Below are 20938 nucleotides of genomic sequence, written 5' to 3'. Positions count from 1 at the left end.
ATTTTGTAATAACACTTTATGAGCGTTTCATAAAGTCGAAGAATTCTTCATTTGTTTTTGTCATCGCTAATTTATTAATGAGGAATTCCATTGCATCAATCTCACCCATTGGATGGATAATTTTACGCAGGATCCACATTTTTTGTAACTCATCTTGCGATGTCAGTAATTCTTCTTTACGTGTTCCTGAACGGTTGTAATCAATTGCTGGGAATACTCGTTTTTCTGCAATCTTACGCGACAGGTGTAATTCCATATTACCTGTACCTTTAAACTCTTCGTAGATAACTTCATCCATCTTAGAGCCAGTATCAACCAATGCAGTCGCAATAATGGTTAAACTACCACCTTCTTCTACATTACGAGCAGCCCCGAAGAAACGTTTTGGACGATGTAGCGCGTTCGCATCCACACCACCGGTTAATACTTTTCCTGAAGAAGGTACTACGGTGTTATAAGCACGGGCTAAACGAGTAATAGAGTCTAATAAAATGATAACGTCTTTTTTATGTTCTACTAAACGCTTGGCTTTCTCAATAACCATTTCCGCTACTTGCACATGACGAGATGCTGGCTCATCAAAGGTAGAGGCAATAACTTCACCTTTAACTAAACGTTGCATCTCTGTGACTTCTTCAGGACGTTCATCAATAAGAAGTACCATTAATACGCAATCAGGATAGTTATGAGCAATGTTGGCCGCAATATTTTGTAGCAACATTGTTTTACCCGCTTTTGGTGGGGCAACGATTAAACCACGTTGTCCACGACCAATAGGTGCAGCCAAGTCGAGTACACGGGCAGTTAAATCTTCGGTAGAACCATTACCACGTTCCATACGTAAGCGGTTATTAGCATGTAATGGTGTTAAGTTTTCAAAGAGGATTTTACTGCGGGCGTTTTCTGGTTTGTCAAAGTTAACTTCATTCACTTTAAGGAGGGCAAAATAGCGTTCACCTTCTTTAGGTGGGCGAATTTTCCCTGCTATGGTATCACCAGTGCGAAGGTTAAAACGACGGATTTGACTTGGAGAAACATAGATATCATCTGGGCCAGCAAGGTAGGAACTGTCTGAGGAACGTAGGAAGCCAAAGCCATCCTGTAGTATTTCCAGCACTCCATCACCGAAAATATCTTCTCCACTTTTGGCATGTTGCTTCAAGATAGAGAAAATGATGTCTTGTTTTCTCATTCGAGCTAGGTTCTCTAGCCCCATATTTTCGCCAAGTGCTATCAGTTCTGATACCGGCGTATTTTTTAATTCGGTAAGATTCATAATGGTGGGTTCTTAATAACTCGGGGTAACTCTCGAACTATGAACGTGAATAGTATAACAGCGAATCGCTGTCAGTTTCGTCATGTGTAAAATTACAGATTACTACTTTATAACATCAGTATAAACATCGTGATAATGTTAGAAAGCATGTTAATGCTATATAGACCAGTCACAACACTGTCCCCAGAAAGTGACATCCATTGCCGTAACAAGATGATTGTACTTTCAGTTATGGGTTAGGAACATATATAGAAAAATTATATTCCTTGAATACTATAGATTATTCTAAGACAACCGGACTGGTTAGATGAATTCAGATTACTTATAGTTTATTCAAATACAATATTCAAATAGTTTATATCAAAGCTCTAACAATCTGAACCTGATATTTAATATCTCAGACTTATTAACCATGTCATATCATATGACCAATAAAATCCGCTATATTATGTAAGTAAGTGGCGCTAACTTATCATGCTTCGAAGCGGACGTCTAGCGGTCAGTAACAGAAATACCAACAAGATCTAAACGTCCTTCGTTATTTTGGTGCTTTAAATCAAATTAGATGTTTTCGTCTAAGAACTCTTTTAATTGAGTCTTTGACAATGCACCAACTTTAGTCGCAGCAACTGCACCATTTTTGAATAAAATCAGTGTAGGGATACCACGAATACCGTATTTTGGTGCTGTCGCAGGGTTTTCATCGATATTTAGCTTCGCAACTGTTAATTTACCCGCGTATTCTGTTGCAACTTCATCTAGAATAGGAGCAATCATTTTACATGGGCCGCACCATTCAGCCCAGAAATCAACGAGCACGGGGCCGGTTGCTTGTAATACATCAACATCGAATGTGTTGTCAGATAAGTGAAGGATTTTATCGCTCATTGTTCTACTCCAAAGAATAATATTGACCGTACCAGTGTAACATTAAATAACAAAAGACTATCAGCATTTCAGCGGATATCCTTTTGTAATGCAACCTATAACTGATATTCTATTACATTATGAGCAAAACATATTTGACAGAAAAGAAGTTTTCCGACTTCGCCTTGCATCCAAAAGTGATAGAAGCCCTTGAGAAAAAAGGGTTCTCTAATTGTACACAAATTCAGGCATTGACGTTACCTATCACTGTAAAAGGTCATGACATTGCTGGGCAAGCCCAAACAGGAACAGGAAAAACGTTGGCGTTTTTAACCTCGACGTTTCATTATCTTTTAACTCACCCTGCAAAAGAAGGGCATGAAAAGAATCAACCTCGTGCACTGATTATGGCGCCAACGCGCGAATTAGCTGTGCAAATTTATACAGATGCACAACCTTTAGCACAAAGCACTGGTGTTAAAATGGGTCTAGCCTATGGTGGAGATGGCTATGACGAACAACTTAAAGTATTAAATAACGGTGTAGATATCGTTATCGGTACCACGGGCCGTTTAATTGACTATGTAAAACAAGGTCACATTAATCTTAACGCTATTCAAGTTGTCGTACTTGATGAAGCAGACAGAATGTACGATCTGGGCTTTATTAAAGATATTCGCTGGTTATTCCGTCGCATGCCAAATGCCGCAGAGCGTATGAATATGCTCTTTTCCGCCACACTCTCATATCGTGTCAGAGAGTTAGCTTTCGAGCAGATGAATAACCCTGAATATGTAGAAGTTGAACCTGAACAAAAAACTGGGTTTAGCATAAAAGAAGAGCTGTTCTATCCTTCTAATGAAGAAAAAATGCGTCTTCTGCAAACCTTAATTGAAGAAGAGTGGCCAGAGCGCTGTATTATTTTTGCTAACACCAAACATCGTTGTGATGATATTTGGGCGCATCTTGCCGCAGATGGACACCGCGTAGGTCTATTAACAGGTGACGTGCCACAGAAAAAACGTCTGCGTATCCTAGAAGATTTTACCCAAGGTAATATTGATATTCTTGTGGCAACCGATGTTGCAGCTCGTGGTCTTCATATACCTTCTGTAACACATGTCTTTAACTATGATTTACCTGATGACTGTGAAGATTATGTACACCGTATAGGTAGAACTGGACGTGCGGGTAAAAGTGGTAACTCAATTAGCTTAGCCTGTGAAGAATACGCGTTGAATTTACCGGCGATTGAGACCTATATTCAACATGCTATTCCTGTTAGTAAATATAACAGTGATGCATTATTAACTGATTTACCTGAGCCAAAACGTCGTCATCGTCCTCGTCAAGGTCAGCCTCGTCGTAATAATTCGGCACCTCGTAGAGGAAATAATACTCAACGTAATAACCGTAATAAACGCCCGAGTCACTCATAAATTATGCTGAAATCCTCATCACTTTATGCTGCTATCGATTTAGGCTCTAACAGCTTTCATATGTTAGTCGTTCGTGAGATCGCGGGATCTATCCAAGTATTATCTCGCGTTAAACGTAAAGTCAGACTTGCTGCTGGCCTAAATAAAGAAAACGAGCTGTCAGAGCAGGCTATGGAGCGTGGTTGGCAATGCTTGCGACTGTTTTCTGAATATCTCAGAGATATTCCCGCAGAACAAATCCGAGTCGTTGCAACTGCGACCTTACGTATTGCTAAAAATGCAGATATTTTCGTCGCTAAAGCGTCTGAAATATTAGGCAATACGGTTCATGTTATCAGTGGTGAGGAAGAAGCACGCCTTATCTATCGTGGTGTTGCCCATACAACGGGTGGTGCAGAACAGCGCTTGGTGGTAGATATTGGTGGCGGTAGCACAGAATTAGTCACCGGTACGGGGGCTAAAACGACACAGCTAATGAGTTTGAGCATGGGTTGTGTAACATGGCTAGAGCGCTATTTTAGCGATCGCTCATTAACAGAAGAAAACTTTGCTCAAGCACAACAGGCAGCAAAAGCTATCCTTGCACCTGTGGCAGAAAAACTTATCCAACAAGGTTGGCAGGTTTGTGTGGGGGCATCGGGCACCGTTCAAGCATTACAAGAGATCATGATTGCTCAAGGAATGGATGAATTAATTACCTTACCTAAATTAGAGCGACTGAAACAAAAAGCCATTGAGTGTGGCAAGCTTGAAGAGTTAGAAATCGAAGGCCTTACTTTCGAAAGAGCGCTTGTTTTCCCTAGCGGATTAGCCATTCTGATCGCTATTTTTGAAACCCTGCATATTGAAAATATGATCTTAGCCGGTGGTGCACTACGTGAAGGCTTAGTCTACGGTATGTTGCATTTACCTATTGAGCAAGATATTCGTCAACGTACTTTGCGTAATATTCAGCGCCGTTTCCAAATTGATATTGAGCAAGCCCATCGTGTTCAACAATTAGCAGAGCATTTTTTCATTCAAGTCAGTAAAAGTTGGCAATTAGATAATCGCTGTCGAGAGCTACTTTCCAGCGCTTGTGCCTTACATGAAATCGGCTTAAGTGTTGATTTTCGCCAAGCGCCTTCACATGCCAGTTATTTAGTTTCTCACCTTGATTTACCTGGTTATACACCCGCGCAACGACGTTTAATCGCCTCATTTTTAAGAAATCAGAAGGGGATTATCGATCTCGCACCTTTGAATCAGCAAAATGCGCTACCGATAAATCAAGCATACCGCTTGGTACGTTTACTTCGCCTAGCAATTATTTTTGCCAGTCGTCGTCGTGATGATACTTTACCTGCACTGCGTTTACGTACTGAAGATGAAAAATTAATCATTACCTTGCCACATCAATGGATCGCTGAACATCCTTTACGTGCGGAAAATCTTCATGAAGAGATACAGTTACAAAGCTACGTTCATTGGCCATTAATGCTTGAAGAGCAAAATAACTCACGCATAGGTTAAAACGTCTAACTAGATTCAAAATAATCCCTTACTTATCATGCAAGTAAGGGATTTTATTTTTTACTGACAGACAGCTAAGGTTTATGTCTCGCCAACATCGCTTTAAGCCCAGCGACCCCTTTTTGCCCTTTTTCTTGCTTTTCTTGAGCACTTAACACTTTCTTTTTATTGGTATCCCAATGGAGATCGTCTTGAGGCAATTCATATAGAAAACGACTGGGCTCTGGACGAATTAATTCACCGTATTGACGCCGCTCTTTACATAATGTGAAAGTTAATGTCTTTTGTGCTCGAGTAATACCGACATAAGCTAAACGCCGCTCTTCTTCAACGTTATCTTCATCGATACTACTTTGATGAGGCAAGATCCCCTCTTCCATGCCAACCAGAAAAACATGTGGAAATTCCAGTCCTTTTGAGGCGTGAAGCGTCATTAATTGCACTTGATCTAACTCTTCATCGGTTTCGCCACGCTCCATCATATCGCGCAGAGTAAAACGGTTGACCACTTGAGAGAGCGTCATGGGTTCATGTAACTCATCCCCCTCAAGCATTTCACTCATCCAAGAAAAAAGCTGGTTAATATTTTTCATTCTCATTTCAGCCGCTTTCGCGCTACTAGAGGTTTCATATAACCAACTTTCATAATCCATTTCATGAAGCAAATCACGTACAGCAAGCAAAGGCTCACGCTCTGATTGTTGTACAATTCGCGCCATCCACTGTGAAAAAGCCTGTAATGCACTTAAACCTCGCCCTGTTAACGTTTGGCTTAATCCCAAGTCAAAACAGGCATTAAATAAGCTTTTATCACGGACTTTAGCCCACTCCCCCAACTTTTGGATAGTCATCGGGCCTATTTCACGACGAGGCTTATTGACGATACGTAAGAATGCAGCATCATCATCCGGATTAGTGATCACTCTTAAGTAAGCCAAAATATCCTTGATCTCTTCACGGGAAAAAAACGAGGTTTCACCCGAAATGCGATAAGGAATGCGATTTTGCATCAAATACTTTTCAAAAATACGCGACTGGTGATTACCTCGATAGAGTATTGCGTAATCTTTATAATTAGTTTTATTAATAAAATGATGGGCAATCAGTTCCCCCGCTACACGCTCAGCTTCATGCTCTTCATTATTAGCGGTTAATACTCGTAGCTCATCCCCATAACCTAATTCTGAAAACAGCCGTTTTTCAAATACATGGGGATTATTTTCAATTAAAATATTAGCTGATTTTAAAATACGCCCTGATGAGCGATAATTTTGTTCCAGTTTGATCACATTTAGCTGTGGGAAATCTTTTTGCAATAACACCAGATTTTGGGGACGCGCACCACGCCATGAATAAATAGACTGATCATCATCTCCCACCACAGTGAAACGAGCTCTTTCACCCACTAACCATTTCACCAACTCATATTGGCTTGTATTGGTATCTTGATATTCATCCACCAGCAGATAACGAATACGCTGTTGCCAGCGCGCCCTTACTTCTTCATTAGTACGTAATAGCAAGGTAGGCTTACTGATTAAGTCATCAAAATCCAATACATTACAGCTTAGTAAATGTTGCTCATAACGTCGAAAGCACTCGGCAAAAGTATGATCTTGCTGCGATTGTGCTCTACCAATCACTTGCTCAGGTGTGAGCATGTCATTTTTCCAGTTAGAGATTTGACTCTTTAACTGTGATAGCAAATCTTTATCTTCTTCTAATAAATCTACCGTTAATTCTTTTAATAATGCGGATTGGTCTTGATCATCAAACAAAGAAAAGTTGGATTTTATGCCTAATGCTTTGTATTCTCGCTTAATAATCTCCAATCCTAATGTATGGAAGGTCGAGATCATTAATCCTTTCGCCTCTTGTTTTCCCAATGTTTGAGCAACACGCTCTTTCATTTCACGCGCCGCTTTATTGGTAAAAGTCACCGCAGCAATCTGCTTAGCAGAATAACGGCATTGACGAATAAGGTAAGCAATTTTATTGGTTATCACCCGTGTTTTACCCGAGCCGGCCCCCGCCAAGACCAGACAAGGACCTGACACATATTCAACTGCTTTTTGCTGACCGGGATTTAATCGCATAATTTTTCCAAACTTCATTAACCAAGAATATCACGGGGAGTCATTGTAGCAGAAAGCGCATAGGAAAATGGTTCAGTTTTTTGAGCTTTATTTCTCTAGGTAAAGGAAGTTTAACCTTGTTTAATAAAGTTTTACTTTGTATAATATTCAAACAAATATGGAGGTGTATATTATGAGTATAAAAAGCGAATTAATAGCCACTAAAGTTGATATAGAGCTCAAAGAGGCTTTTGTTGCAATAGCTCGAAATAAACACAGACCAGCCTCTCAAATCTTAAGAGATCTCATTCGAGTTTATGTGGAAAGTAATCAAACACAACCAAATGAAAAAACATTAAACACTTTTGCAAAAACAGATAAAGGTGATGATGTTTTTTATGCTGAAGATGCCCATGATTTATTCAAAAAATTGGATATCTAAATGCGAAAAGTGAGTTATTCAGGACAATTTAAAAAAGACTTAAAACTCGCAGAAAAGCGAGGAAAGGATATTAATAAACTAAAAGAGATTATATTACTATTAGTGCAAGGAAAACGACTACCTGCTCAATTGAAAGATCATCCATTAACAGGAAACTGGAAGCCTCGTCGAGATCTTCATATCGAACCTGATTGGCTACTTATTTATAAAATAGACAATGATACTGTTCATTTTGACAGAACTGGCTCACATTCTGATTTATTTAAATAAAAACCACATATCAAATTGATAGATATGTGGTTTTATCTTTTTAAAATATATTTAGCACTTATTTTTCTAAGCTATCTATTTCAAGATAATAAATATTCTGTTTTATCTTTTAAAATATATTAGTACTTATTTTTCTAAGCTATTTGCGTGAGAAGAAGGCGGCAAAGGAGGTTATCCCAAGGAGCATACATTAGTATGTGACTTGGGTAACCGAGTGCAGCCAACGCACTTATCGCGTAAAAAGCGACGAAAAATTAGTTGGCAACAGCAATCTTTTTCATATCCGTCATATACCCTCTTAATTTCTTACCGACAATCTCAATAGGGTGCTGACGAATGGCTTCATTGATATCACGCAATTGAGCATTATCTGTCCCACTATCTGGAACATGCTTCGCTAAATCGCCACTTTGCAACCTCGTCATAAACTCTTTTAACATCGGCACGGCAGCAAAAGAGAACAGATAGTTACCGTACTCTGCGGTATCTGAAATAACCACATTCATTTCATACAGACGTTTACGCGCAATCGTATTCGCGATTAATGGCAATTCATGCAGTGACTCATAATAGGCAGACTCAGCGATAATGCCAGCTTCAATCATTGTATCAAACGCCAGCTCAACACCCGCTTTAACCATCGCAACCATCAATACGCCATGATCAAAATACTCTTGCTCGCTGATTTTACCTTCATATTCAGGATAATTTTCAAATGCGCTTGCACCCGTTTCTTCACGCCATGTCAGCAAGTTTTTATCATCATTTGCCCAATCTGCCATCATGGTTTCAGAGAATTTACCTGAAATAATATCATCCATATGTTTAGCAAACAGTGGTGCCATAATCTCTTTTAATTGCTCTGATAAAGCATAAGCACGCATTTTGGCAGGATTAGATAATCTATCCATCATCAAGGTAATACCACCTTGTTTCAGAGCTTCTGTAATCGTTTCCCAACCAAACTGGATAAGCTTACCTGCATAGCCCGGTTCAACACCTTCAGCAACCATTTTGTCATAACACAGCAGAGAGCCGGCTTGTAACATACCACACAGGATAGTTTGTTCGCCCATCAGGTCTGATTTTACTTCCGCAACAAAAGATGATTCCAACACTCCCGCACGATGTCCACCTGTGGCTGCCGCCCATGCTTTCGCAATGGCCATACCTTCACCTTTAGCATCATTTTCTGGGTGAACAGCAATTAGGGTAGGTACACCAAAACCACGCTTATACTCTTCGCGCACCTCAGTACCTGGACATTTTGGCGCAACCATCACAACGGTAATATCGTCACGAATTTTTTCACCCACTTCAACGATATTAAACCCATGAGAATACCCCAAAGCGGCGCCTGACTTCATCAGTGGTTGAACGGCTTGAACAACGGCGGAGTGCTGTTTATCCGGCGTTAAGTTAACCACTAAATCGGCTTGCGGGATCAATGCTTCATAGGTTCCTACTTCAAAACCATTTTCAGTGGCACGACGCCATGAAGCACGCTTTTCATCAATAGCCTCTTGGCGTAATGCGTAGGCGATATCCAGTCCTGAATCACGCATATTTAAACCTTGGTTTAAACCTTGTGCACCACAGCCAACAATAACGACTTTTTTACCTTTTAGATAATTAGCCTCATCGGCAAATTCGTCACGAGACATAAAGCGACATTTACCCAGTTGCGACAACTGCTGACGCAGATTCAATGTATTAAAATAATTGGCCATGAGCGACTCCCAAATCGTTGTGTATATGTTTGCTATTGTTATCCCCACTCTCGGTGAGGTATTGCATGACTTTACTATAGGGGATGAAAGCCATTGCTTAAATTGATATATTTACAAGATGATGTTGCAATAAATGCAACGTTATTTTTACTATTTACCTAGGCGGCTGACCATGGATATTCGCGATCTCAAACTCTTCTTACATCTTGCTGAAAGTTGCCATTTCACCAAGACTGCGCAAGCCATGCATGTCAGTCCATCCACGCTTTCACGTCAGATCCAGCGTCTTGAAGAACAACTAGGGCATCCACTTTTTTTGCGTGATAACCGCCAAGTCACACTGACTGATGCAGGGGAACAACTTAAACGTTATGCTCAACACACCTTATTGCAATATAAGCAACTCAAACATACGCTAAACCAGAACAGTCCCAGCTTGTCTGGAGAGCTACGTCTATTTTGTTCAGTCACTGCAGCTTATAGTCACCTTCCGCCGATCCTTGACCGTTTTCGTGCGGAAAATCCCTTAGTCGAGATAAAATTGACTACCGGTGATGCCGCAGATGCTGTGGATAAAGTTATCTCAGATGAAGCCGATTTAGGTATTGCAGGAAAACCAGAGAAGTTGCCTGAAAATATCTGCTTTGAGAAAATAGGCGAGATCCCCTTAGTTCTTATTGCCCCTGCTCTACCGGGTAATGTTCGACACCTTGCTACACAAGAAAAACCGGATTGGCTCAATATTCCCTTTATCATTCCTGAACACGGCCCATCACGACAGCGCATTGCTTTATGGTTTAAACGCCATCGAATTCAAAATCCTCTTATTTATGCCACTGTTTCAGGGCATGAAGCGATTGTTTCAATGGTTGCTCTTGGTTGTGGTATCGCACTTATTCCGCAAGTTGTCGTCGATAACTGCCCTGAGCCGGTACGAAACCGTATCTCTTTGCTCGATAATATATCGCTGGTAGAACCCTTTGAACTTGGCGTTTGTGGTTTACACAAACGCCTTCAAGAGCCTGTGATCAGTGCGTTTTGGCGCCTACTCCACCACTAAGCTGGCTGTTTGTGGTGAAAGAAATAACTGAAAAGACGGATTTCCTGTCTCATCATGATATTCATAACCTAACGCATCTAAATGTCGTTCAAAACGCCCTTCCGTTTCAGGTAACTCAAACGCCACCAGCACACGGCCATAATCAGTACCATGGCTTCGGTAATGAAATAGCGTAATATTCCAGTAAGTCCCTAATGTTTTAAGAAACTTCATTAATGCACCCGGTGCTTCTGGAAACTCAAAGCTAAACAGACGCTCTTTTAATGGCTGATTAGGGCGACCACCGACCATATAACGCACATGCAATTTTGCCATCTCATCATCGGAGAGATCGGAGACTTGATAACCCGCCTCCGTTAGCTGTTGCACGATTTCCTTACGCTCTTGTAGCCCTTGGCTTAAACGCACACCGACAAAAATACGTGCATTTTCTGGATCGGCATCGCTATAACGATAGTTAAATTCAGTAACAACACGTTGTCCTAAAATTTGGCAAAAACGCAAAAAACTACCCTTTTGTTCGGGAATTGTAACGGCAAATAGCGCTTCTCGTTTTTCACCTAGTTCACAACGTTCCGAAACATAACGTAAGCCATGGAAATTGACATTAGCGCCAGAAAGTACGTGGGCTAAACGTTCCCCTTTGATCTGATGCTCCTCAACATATTTTTTTAGCCCTGCTAATGCTAAAGCACCAGAAGGCTCTGCAATAGCGCGTACGTCTTCAAACAGATCTTTTACTGCGGCACAAATTGCATCACTATCAACGGTTATCACATCATCAACATACTTTTGGCATAAACGGAAGGTTTCATCGCCAATACGTTTGACAGCAACACCTTCGGCAAATAATCCAACGCGAGGTAATTCAACAGGATGTCCTGCTTCTAACGCTGCTTTTAAACAAGCAGCATCTTCCGCCTCAACACCAATGATCTTTATTTCAGGCATCAGTTGTTTAATTAATACAGCAACCCCAGCAATTAAACCGCCGCCGCCAACAGGTACAAAAATACGATCAAGATGGACGTCCTGTTGTAACAGCTCCATTGCTAATGTTGCTTGCCCTGCAATCACGGCGGGATGATCAAAAGGAGGCACAAAGGTATATCCCATCTCTTTTGCCAAAGCGATGGCTTTTGCTTTTGCTTCATCAAAGTTAGCCCCATACAACAATGCTTCACCACCAAACTGGCGTACGGCATCCACTTTGATATCCGCCGTTGCAATAGGCATCACAATTAATGCTTTTACGCCCATTCGATTAGCTGATAACGCCACCCCTTGGGCATGATTTCCCGCTGATGCAGTAACCACCCCTTTTGCCTTTTGCTCCGGCGTTAACCCTGCAATCATGTTATAAGCGCCACGCAGTTTAAAGCTATGCACCGGTTGTCGGTCTTCTCGTTTAACTAAAATGGTATTTTCTAAACGCTGAGAAATTTTTGCCATCTCTTGCAAAGGTGTCACGACAGCAGCTTCATAAACAGGCGCACTTAATGCGGCTTTTAAATATTCAGCACTACTGGGTGCTGAAGTTAAAGGTCTAAAGGCTGCCATGAGTTAGCCCCCTAGTTTAGATTTGTCACGTACAGCACCTTTGTCTGCACTGGTTGCTAAAGACGCGTAGGCACGTAAAGCAAAAGAGACTTGGCGCTGCCTATCTTTAGGTGTCCACGCTTTATCTCCACGAGCAAGTTGTGCTTCACGACGGGCTGCTAGTGTTTTCTCATCTACCCGTAAGTTAATTTCGCGATTTGGAATATTGATATCAACAATATCCCCTTCTTCCACTAAACCAATGATCCCACCATTTGCCGCTTCCGGTGAAACGTGTCCGATAGATAACCCCGAGGTTCCACCAGAAAAACGTCCATCCGTGATTAATGCGCACGCTTTGCCTAATCCCATTGATTTTAAATATGAGGTTGGATAGAGCATTTCTTGCATACCGGGCCCCCCTTTCGGGCCTTCATAACGGATAATGACCACATCACCCGCAACGACCTTGCCACCTAAAATTGCCTCTACCGCATCATCTTGGCTTTCGTATACTTTAGCAGGGCCACTAAACACTAAATTATCTTCATCCACACCCGCGGTTTTAACAATGCAACCATCTTGCGCTAAATTACCTGATAACACGGCCAAACCACCATCTTGGCTATAAGCATGCGCTTTACTTCGGATACACCCCTGTTCACGATCGGTATCTAAAGTCGGCCAACGGCAATCTTGTGAAAAAGCTTTTGTGGTACGAATACCTGCGGGACCGGCTTGGTACATTGATTTCACTTGCTCATCTTGGCTTAGCATCACATCATATTGTGCTAATGTTTCAGGCAAACTTAAGCCTAAGATATTATTAACATTACGATTAAGTAATCCTGCTCTGTCTAATTCACCTAAAATCCCCATCACCCCACCTGCTCGGTGCACATCTTCCATATGATATTTTTGGGTACTTGGTGCCACCTTACATAAATGAGGAACTTGGCGAGAAAGTCTGTCGATATCTTCCATCTTAAAATCAACATCACCTTCTTGCGCGGCAGCTAATAGATGTAAAACGGTATTTGTTGATCCCCCCATGGCGATATCTAAGATCATCGCATTTTCAAATGCTTCTTTTTTAGCGATATTACGTGGTAATGCAGATAGATCATCTTGTTCGTAATAACGTTTAGTTAATTCAACAATACGCTTACCCGCATTAATAAATAATGTTTTACGATCAGCATGGGTTGCTAATAATGAACCATTACCCGGTTGCGATAATCCTAACGCTTCAGTCAAACAATTCATTGAGTTTGCCGTAAACATACCAGAGCATGATCCACATGTAGGGCAAGCAGAACGCTCAATTTGTTCACTATCAGCATCACTGACATTAGGATTAGCCCCTTGGATCATCGCATCAACCAGATCTAACTTGATCAATTGATCAGAAAGCTTGGTTTTACCCGCTTCCATCGGTCCACCAGAAACAAAAATGACTGGGATATTTAAGCGTAAAGACGCCATCAGCATACCCGGTGTGATTTTGTCGCAGTTAGAAATACATACCATGGCATCTGCACAATGTGCATTGACCATATATTCCACAGAATCAGCAATTAACTCACGGGAAGGTAACGAATAAAGCATGCCACCATGTCCCATCGCGATACCGTCATCCACCGCAATAGTATTAAATTCTTTAGCCACACCACCCGCAGCTTCAATTTGCTCTGCAACCAGTTTTCCTAAATCCCGCAAATGCACATGACCGGGTACAAATTGAGTAAATGAATTTACAACTGCGATAATAGGTTTACCAAAATCAGCGTCAGTCATTCCTGTTGCACGCCATAATGCGCGGGCGCCAGCCATGTTGCGACCATGTGTCGTTGTTGCTGAACGGTATTTAGGCATTTTTCACACTCCTGCGATAATAACAGCGAGTAGGGAACGAACTACTCGCTCAATAAATGTATTTAATTATGATTATGGATTGACAGGATCTAACCAGCCGTATTTGTCTTCGGTTTCACCCGTAAACAAACCAAAGAAAGCTTTCTGAATAGCTTTTGTTACTGGACCACAGCGACCAATACCAACTTGAATACCATCAACGCTACGAACTGGTGTAATTTCTGCAGCGGTACCAGACATAAACACTTCATCAGCAAGATAGAGAGATTCTCGAGACAGGACTTGTTCACGAATTTCATAACCGAGATCTTTCGCTAATTTAATAATTGCGTCGCGAGTGATCCCCGGTAGCGCAGATGAGGTAAATGGAGGAGTAAAAATAACGCCATCTTTTACTTCAAATAAGTTCTCACCAGCCCCTTCAGAAAGATAACCATGAACATCTAATGCAATCCCTTCTTGATAACCATGGCGACGAGCTTCACTGCCCACTAACAATGAAGAGAGATAATTACCTCCTGCTTTGGCAGCCGTAGGAATAGTATTAGGTGCTGCTCGATGCCAAGAAGAAACCATCGCATCAATCCCTTTATCTAACGCCTCTTCACCTAAATATGCCCCCCATGGGAATGCAGCAATAATGATATCGGTTTTATAACCTTCTGGTGGATTAACCCCCATTCCGACATCACCAATAAAAACTAAAGGACGAATATAAGCGCTGACTAACTGGTTTTTGCGCAATGTTTCGCGACAAGCTTCCATTAACTCATCAACACTTTGCGCGACAGGCATACGATAAATTTTGGCAGAATCATGCAATCGTTGCATATGCTCACGATGGCGAAAAACGACAGGCCCTTTATGGGAATCGTAGCAACGTACTCCTTCAAATACAGACGTTCCATAATGTAGTGCGTGAGACATGACATGTACTTTTGCCTCAGCCCATGGAACCATTTCACCGTTGAACCAAATATAATCAGCTTGCTTTGTCATTCTTCTATCCTTACATGGCACTAAGTGCACTTATGAATTGTAATTTTTCTTTTTGTTGTTGATGTAAGACCTGAATACCTGCAACATCAGCTAACTTTGTTAACTGGCTACATAAAAGATCAACAGGTCGTTGACTGCTCACAGTCAGAGCTAAATTAATATAGTTACTTTCTGTGATATTCATATTCATTGAGCATATATGAAAACCACGGTGGCGGATAACTCTCAAGATACGTTCTAAGATCTCTGGACAAAAACGGGCTTCAATTGTGATATTGTGTTGGTTCATTTTGATTTCTCCATCATCTCATCATTGCTTGCGCCCGGCGGGACTAAAGGCCAGACATTCTCTGCATCATCGATAGATACCTGTAATAAATAAGGGCCATCACTGGTTAATAAACATTTAATTGCTTCAGCAACCTGTGCTTTTTCTGTAATACGCTGCCCCGGAATATCAAAAGCTTTTGCCAAAGCAACAAAATCAGGGTTGTCCGTTAAAATGGTTTCACTATAACGTTGCTCAAAAAACAGCTCTTGCCATTGGCGTACCATACCAAGCCGCTGGTTATCCAATAACACCAATTTAATAGGTAATTGCTTACGTTTAATGGTGCCTAACTCCTGCACATTCATCATAAAAGAGCCGTCACCAGAGACACAGATAACACACGCATCAGGTCTAGCTATTTGCGCACCAATAGCCGCGGGGATACCAAATCCCATCGTGCCTAACCCACTAGAAGTAATAAAATTTTCTGGCGCATCAAATGTCATATGCTGTGCTGACCACATTTGGTGCTGTCCAACATCTGTTGTCACAATGCTATTTTCAGGCTTAGCATCAGATAACTGTTTTAACAACAAAGGAGCATAAATTGCTTCACCGGGATGATCATAGCGCCAAGCATATTCAGCGATTAATTGCTGTACCTCTTCTTGCCATGCCTCAATAGCTAACGGTTGAGATAACTTAGGTAATAACACTTTGGCATCACCTAACAAAGCAATATGGGCTTGTTTTAATTTATTAAGCTCTGCGTAATCGATATCGATATGGATCACTTTTGCATTGGGTGCAAAAGTATTTAAACGACCCGTTACGCGATCATCAAAACGAGCGCCTACAGCAATTAATAAATCACTACGTTGAACGGCATAATTAGCAGCTTTTGTACCATGCATACCCAACATACCTAAATAATTGGCATCAAATGCATTAGCACAACCTAACCCTTTCAATGTCGAAACAACGGGGATTTGCGTCTGTTTTACAAACGATCTTAGCGCCTCAACACCTTGGCTCATTGCTACACCGCCCCCAACATACAAAATCGGCTTTTTCGCTTGTGCTAACATCTGCAGAGCCTGCGCGATTTCGTGTTCGGGATAGGGAAACTCTTGCTCTTGTGGCAATGGATAATCAGCTAAATGTGAAGCATCTGCTAATTGCACATCTTTAGTAATATCAATTAACACAGGGCCTGGACGCCCTTGCTTAGCGATCGAAAATGCTTCTGATACGACTCTTGGCAGTTCATTCACATCAGAAACCAGAAAACTATGTTTGGTGCATGCTAAAGAGAGCCCAAGTACATCCACCTCTTGAAAAGCATCTGTCCCGATTAAATTTGAAGCAACTTGCCCTGTGATAGCAACAACAGGCACAGAATCTAACAATGCATCAGCAAGACCTGTGATGACATTAGTAGCGCCTGGGCCTGATGTCGCGATACAGACACCAGTTGTACCGGTAGAACGAGCAAATCCGATAGCAGCGATAGCGGCTCCCTGCTCATGACGACACAAAACATGTTCGACACCGCCATCATAGAGTGCGTCATACACAGGCATAATCGCACCGCCAGGATAACCAAAGACCGTTTCCACTCGCTGTTTTCGTAATGCTTGAACTAACCACTGTGCTCCATTCATTCTTTCACCCTGCGTCTTAACTTCTTGTTTAATATTAATTTATTTTCTTTTTTATTCTCTTTAAAAACCTTGGCTCAAAAAAAACCCCCGCGCCTTTCGGTGCGGGGGTTTTTCTGAGATCCGGCTAGTTTAGTTAGCCTTTCTTCGTCCTAGTGCAGCCCCGCACAGTGGGTTAATAATCACCACCACGCTGACAATAATTAGGCTAATCACTAGGACGATAGTATTCATAATATTAAAATTCTTTTTCTGTAGTAAAAAATAGTATGTGTTGTGTTCTCTTTCACTCTGTCCTTTTAGAGTTACCATGATATTTTCATGTTGACAATGATTATTTTTAAAATAATTCTAACCACATGAAACATATAGCTATTTTTATCTCTCCGTCACGCACCAGAATATAACACTACTTAATAATTATATTGCAGTGGTTAATACTGAAAGAAAAACCATTAATTTACTATTTGTTCTGTTAATAGAAATAATTAAATTCAAAAATAAAAAGTTTCGTATAAATAATAATTTTTTATCCAATAATTATTTTTTAACTTTATTTATTTTCTATATTTTTCAATAAATTAAATATTTACGAGATATCTCTCATTTAATTAACTTCTTATTTAACACCTTAATAAAAATAAATTAAAAAGAGAGAAAATAATGGAGAATAAAAAAATGGCATTAGCAGTAATATATACGCGAGCCTCATTAGGGATCTCTGCACCACTTATTACTATTGAGGCTCATATTAGCCAGGGATTACCAGGACTCACTTTAGTTGGTTTACCTGAAACTGTCGTAAAAGAAGCGAAAGATAGGGTAAGAAGCGCATTAATAAATAGTGGATATAGTTATCCAGCAAAAAGAATTACGATTAATCTTTCACCCGCTGATTTACCTAAAGAAGGAGCCCGCTATGATTTACCCATTGCGTTAGCTATCTTAATTGCCTCAGAGCAATTAATCTCTGATAAATTAAATAGTTATGAATTTATCGGTGAGCTTGCACTTTCCGGTAAATTACAAAAAGTGAATGCGGTTATTCCCTCAATTTTAAGCGCCAACAAAGATAATAGAATATCTATCATTTCTATTGAACATCAATCAGAAGTTTCGCTCTTACCTAATAAATCCGCGTTATTAGCTAGCCATCTTTTGGATATTTGTCATCATTTAGAAAATAACACTCCATTAATTGAAGCTAAAAACAATATTAATCACAAAACAATTGAAAACCAAAATAATAAAGATATTAGTGATATTATTGGACAAAATAACGCAAAAAGAGCTGCAGAAATCACAGCAGCAGGAAATCACAACATTTTATTTCTTGGCCCTCCCGGCACAGGAAAAACAATGTTGGCGCAACGCATTAATACTCTCTTACCTCCACTTACAGCTAAAGAAGCCCTTGATGTATTAATTATCAGTAGCCTATCAAATACGATACATCATGATGGTAAATGGCCTTTACGTCCTTTTAGAGCACCTCATCATACGGCATCTGCCGTTGCTTTAACCGGAGGTGGATCTATTCCTAAACCCGGTGAAATTACACTTGCACATCATGGCATTTTATTTTTAGATGAATTGCCGGAATTTGATAGACGTGTGTTAGATGCACTTAGAGAGCCTCTTGATGCGCGCAAAATTACCATTTCACGCGCTAAAGCCAAAATTAGCTATCCCGCAAATGTGTTACTTGTCGGTGCATTAAATCCAAGTCCTACAGGGCACTATCAAGGTACTCATAATCGAACGCCCGTAAAACAAGTATTACGTTATTTAAGCAAAGTATCGGGACCTTTTTTAGATAGGTTTGACTTATCCGTTGAAATGCCATTATTACCTCAAGGTGCACTACTACAATCGACCCATACAAATGAATCGAGTAGCATCATACGAGCTCGAGTTTTACAAGCCAGGGAACGTCAGTTCCAGCGAAGTGGCAAGCTTAATACTTATTTATCAAGTAAAGAGATTGAACATTTTTGTCAATTACATACCGAAGATGCACTCTTTCTTGAAGAGACATTGAATAAATTAGGCTTATCTATTCGTGCATGGCATAAAATTTTAAGAGTTTCGAGAACTATTGCCGATCTTGAGAATGAGCAAAAAATACAACGAAATCATCTTATTGAAGCGTTGAGTTTTCGCGCCATGGATAGACTGATGATCTATTTACAAAAACAGTTAGAAGGGTAAGTAAAAAAGGAGCGAAATACGCCCCTTTTAAATTAAAACTAATGATATTAATCATCAGAATCGGTATAGTCATCAGATGGATCGAGCTGTGGCTTTCCACCCGATAAGGTATGAAAACGTTTTGGACGACTTATACGACTGGTATATTTCTTCCAAATTTTTTCTTCAACAGTAGCTGCTTCTCGTTCGCCACGACACATGGCAACAAATAATTTTTCCGCTTCAGTTGCAGGCTCTCGTTTGCCTAAATCAAGTTCATTGAAAGCTTGACCATGACGTTCCAATATCTGGGCTTCCTTGATAGTGAAATCGCCATGACGAGAAAAACCACGCGGATAATGTTTATTGTCAAAAAAACGATTAGTCGTGATAAAACTTTCTGCCATCTGACACACTCCTAATTCTCTATCGTCATACTTATGGCGCGGAGTATTAGGGAGTCATGCGGTTCTGTAAAACAAAATATTTAAATCGTAACGACAAATTTTTTTGGAGATAGATGTGGATACCGAATTACTGAAAACCTTTTTGGAAGTCAGTAAGACAAGACACTTTGGCCGAGCCGCTGAATCTCTTTATTTAACACAGTCTGCGGTCAGTTTTAGAATACGCCAATTAGAAACCCAACTTGGGACAAATTTGTTTACTCGCCATCGTAACAATATTCGCTTAACACTCGCTGGAGAAAGGCTTATCCCTTATGCTGAGTCATTAATGAATACCTGGTTACAGGCAAAAAAAGAAATTAGCCACGCCTCCCAACACTCAGAACTTTCAATTGGTGCGACAGCATCGCTCTGGGACGCTTATCTAACCTCTTGGCTACAAGAGGCTTACTTAAAAAGAAATGAGCTTAGAATTGAATCTAGAGTCTCTACAAGGCAATCTCTAGTAAAGCAGCTTCATGCTCGTGAGCTAGATCTGCTTTTTACTACAGAAGCACCCAAAATGGATGAGTTGGAAAGTAAAGTAATTGGTAATATCACATTTCAACTAATGAAAAGAGCATCACATCTGAACCAGCAAAGCGCACAATTTATCAAAATTGAGTGGAGTGCTGATTTGTCACCACTTTCACAAAATAGCTCTGCACCAAAAACAGAACCTATTTTGACAACAAATTCAGCTATGATTGCTTATCAGTTAATGAAAACAACAAATGCCGTTGCTTTTTTACCTACTCATTGGCTCGATTTATATCCCGATCTCTCACCAGCAGCAGTAGAGATCATCCAAAAACCTCTATTTGCTGTATGGCTCAATACCAGTGATCAACAAGTGTTAATTCAGCAACTACTTTCTCAACCTGTCTCCAACCATCAGTAGCATTGTGCTTCAGTCAAATTGATATATCAGTAATAAAATTGATGATTGAAGCACATGTTATTACTAATAACAGACTCAATACCCAGAAAAATATTATGTGAATAATGTTAGATTAATCATTTGGATGATACATAAAGTTATAAATACGATTTAGGATTGGCAGAGTTGGAAGGATTGGAGAAAAATATAGTGGTTTTTATATAACAAAAAGCCCAGTTAATTAACTGGGCTACAAAGTAGTATAAATTTTGTTATTACTTAATTGGTAACTGGCAGGGGCGGAGAGGCTCGAACTCCCAACACCCGGTTTTGGAGACCGGTGCTCTACCAATTGAACTACGCCCCTAAATAGTTGGCGGAACGGACGGGACTCGAACCCGCGACC

At 40.5% G+C, this 20938-nt stretch carries 18 protein-coding genes and 1 tRNA gene; 7 read left to right on the top strand and 12 right to left on the bottom strand.

The genetic code is table 11. The features are described 5' to 3' along the window. Positions 1-16: 16 nt before the first annotated feature. The gene (gene rho / locus HMPREF3129_RS12555; RefSeq protein WP_004246354.1) at positions 17-1276 is read right to left on the bottom strand and encodes a transcription termination factor Rho; all 1260 of its coding nucleotides are present in this window, start codon (positions 1274-1276) and stop codon (positions 17-19) included. Positions 1277-1837: 561 nt separating this feature from the next. Then, positions 1838-2164, bottom strand: coding sequence for a thioredoxin TrxA (trxA, locus tag HMPREF3129_RS12550; protein WP_004246355.1), 327 nt, complete (start codon positions 2162-2164; stop codon positions 1838-1840). Positions 2165-2283: 119 nt separating this feature from the next. On the opposite strand from trxA, the gene rhlB reads away from it, so the two are divergent. Then, on the top strand, positions 2284-3582 hold the full coding sequence (gene rhlB, locus HMPREF3129_RS12545; RefSeq protein WP_004246356.1) for an ATP-dependent RNA helicase RhlB: 1299 nt from the start codon (positions 2284-2286) through the stop codon (positions 3580-3582). Positions 3583-3585: 3 nt separating this feature from the next. Then, positions 3586-5094, top strand: coding sequence for a guanosine-5'-triphosphate,3'-diphosphate diphosphatase (gene gppA / locus HMPREF3129_RS12540; protein WP_004246357.1), 1509 nt, complete (start codon positions 3586-3588; stop codon positions 5092-5094). Positions 5095-5168: 74 nt separating this feature from the next. Here gppA and rep read toward each other — a convergent pair whose 3' ends face one another. Beyond that, on the bottom strand, positions 5169-7190 hold the full coding sequence (gene rep / locus HMPREF3129_RS12535; RefSeq protein ID WP_004249673.1) for a DNA helicase Rep: 2022 nt from the start codon (positions 7188-7190) through the stop codon (positions 5169-5171). A 172-nt stretch (positions 7191-7362) separates the two neighbouring features. On the opposite strand from rep, the gene HMPREF3129_RS12530 reads away from it, so the two are divergent. After that, positions 7363-7611 carry a hypothetical protein gene (locus HMPREF3129_RS12530; RefSeq protein WP_004253075.1) on the top strand — a complete coding sequence of 83 codons (249 nt, stop codon included), beginning with the start codon at positions 7363-7365 and terminating at the stop codon, positions 7609-7611. Then, positions 7612-7881, top strand: a complete 270-nt coding sequence (locus HMPREF3129_RS12525) for a type II toxin-antitoxin system YafQ family toxin (protein ID WP_004246360.1) — start codon at positions 7612-7614, stop codon at positions 7879-7881. A gap of 254 nt (positions 7882-8135) precedes the next feature. Here HMPREF3129_RS12525 and ilvC read toward each other — a convergent pair whose 3' ends face one another. After that, on the bottom strand, positions 8136-9611 hold the full coding sequence (ilvC, locus tag HMPREF3129_RS12520) for a ketol-acid reductoisomerase (RefSeq protein ID WP_004249675.1): 1476 nt from the start codon (positions 9609-9611) through the stop codon (positions 8136-8138). A gap of 172 nt (positions 9612-9783) precedes the next feature. Between ilvC and ilvY the strand changes: the two genes are divergently transcribed. Then, the gene (gene ilvY / locus HMPREF3129_RS12515; protein WP_004246362.1) at positions 9784-10671 is read left to right on the top strand and encodes an HTH-type transcriptional activator IlvY; all 888 of its coding nucleotides are present in this window, start codon (positions 9784-9786) and stop codon (positions 10669-10671) included. Here ilvY and ilvA read toward each other — a convergent pair. From ilvA to ilvL, 6 genes are all read right to left on the bottom strand, one after another. Next, positions 10657-12231: a threonine ammonia-lyase, biosynthetic gene (gene ilvA / locus HMPREF3129_RS12510; RefSeq protein WP_004246363.1), complete on the bottom strand. Its 1575-nt coding sequence runs from the start codon at positions 12229-12231 to the stop codon at positions 10657-10659. The genes ilvY and ilvA overlap by 15 nt on opposite strands. A gap of 3 nt (positions 12232-12234) precedes the next feature. After that, a complete protein-coding gene (gene ilvD / locus HMPREF3129_RS12505; RefSeq protein ID WP_004249676.1) occupies positions 12235-14085 on the bottom strand; it encodes a dihydroxy-acid dehydratase in 1851 nt (616 codons plus the stop codon). A gap of 72 nt (positions 14086-14157) precedes the next feature. Beyond that, positions 14158-15084, bottom strand: a complete 927-nt coding sequence (locus HMPREF3129_RS12500; RefSeq protein ID WP_004246365.1) for a branched-chain amino acid transaminase — start codon at positions 15082-15084, stop codon at positions 14158-14160. Between the two features lie 10 nt (positions 15085-15094). Further along, positions 15095-15373: an acetolactate synthase 2 small subunit gene (ilvM, locus tag HMPREF3129_RS12495; protein WP_004246366.1), complete on the bottom strand. Its 279-nt coding sequence runs from the start codon at positions 15371-15373 to the stop codon at positions 15095-15097. Further along, positions 15370-17019, bottom strand: coding sequence for an acetolactate synthase 2 catalytic subunit (gene ilvG / locus HMPREF3129_RS12490; protein WP_004246367.1), 1650 nt, complete (start codon positions 17017-17019; stop codon positions 15370-15372). The genes ilvM and ilvG overlap by 4 nt, the downstream gene beginning before the upstream one ends. A 129-nt stretch (positions 17020-17148) precedes the next feature. Beyond that, the gene (gene ilvL / locus HMPREF3129_RS12485; RefSeq protein ID WP_017827031.1) at positions 17149-17250 is read right to left on the bottom strand and encodes an ilv operon leader peptide; all 102 of its coding nucleotides are present in this window, start codon (positions 17248-17250) and stop codon (positions 17149-17151) included. 444 nt (positions 17251-17694) lie between these two features. On the opposite strand from ilvL, the gene HMPREF3129_RS12480 reads away from it, so the two are divergent. Further along, the gene (locus HMPREF3129_RS12480; protein ID WP_036920151.1) at positions 17695-19227 is read left to right on the top strand and encodes a YifB family Mg chelatase-like AAA ATPase; all 1533 of its coding nucleotides are present in this window, start codon (positions 17695-17697) and stop codon (positions 19225-19227) included. A gap of 47 nt (positions 19228-19274) precedes the next feature. Here the strand turns inward: HMPREF3129_RS12480 and HMPREF3129_RS12475 are convergent, their stop codons facing one another. After that, positions 19275-19613: a MaoP family protein gene (locus tag HMPREF3129_RS12475; RefSeq protein ID WP_004246370.1), complete on the bottom strand. Its 339-nt coding sequence runs from the start codon at positions 19611-19613 to the stop codon at positions 19275-19277. A 115-nt stretch (positions 19614-19728) separates the two neighbouring features. On the opposite strand from HMPREF3129_RS12475, the gene hdfR reads away from it, so the two are divergent. Next, positions 19729-20553: an HTH-type transcriptional regulator HdfR gene (hdfR, locus tag HMPREF3129_RS12470; protein WP_036919565.1), complete on the top strand. Its 825-nt coding sequence runs from the start codon at positions 19729-19731 to the stop codon at positions 20551-20553. 270 nt (positions 20554-20823) lie between these two features. On the opposite strand, the gene HMPREF3129_RS12465 is transcribed toward hdfR, so the two are convergent. Next, a tRNA-Trp gene (locus HMPREF3129_RS12465) sits at positions 20824-20899 on the bottom strand. Positions 20900-20938: the final 39 nt, after the last annotated feature.

It is taken from the genome of Proteus sp. HMSC14B05 (genome assembly GCF_001808035.1).
GTDB classification, from domain to species: Bacteria; Pseudomonadota; Gammaproteobacteria; order Enterobacterales; family Enterobacteriaceae; genus Proteus; species Proteus mirabilis.
This window is presented reverse-complemented; position numbering and strand designations above follow the sequence as displayed.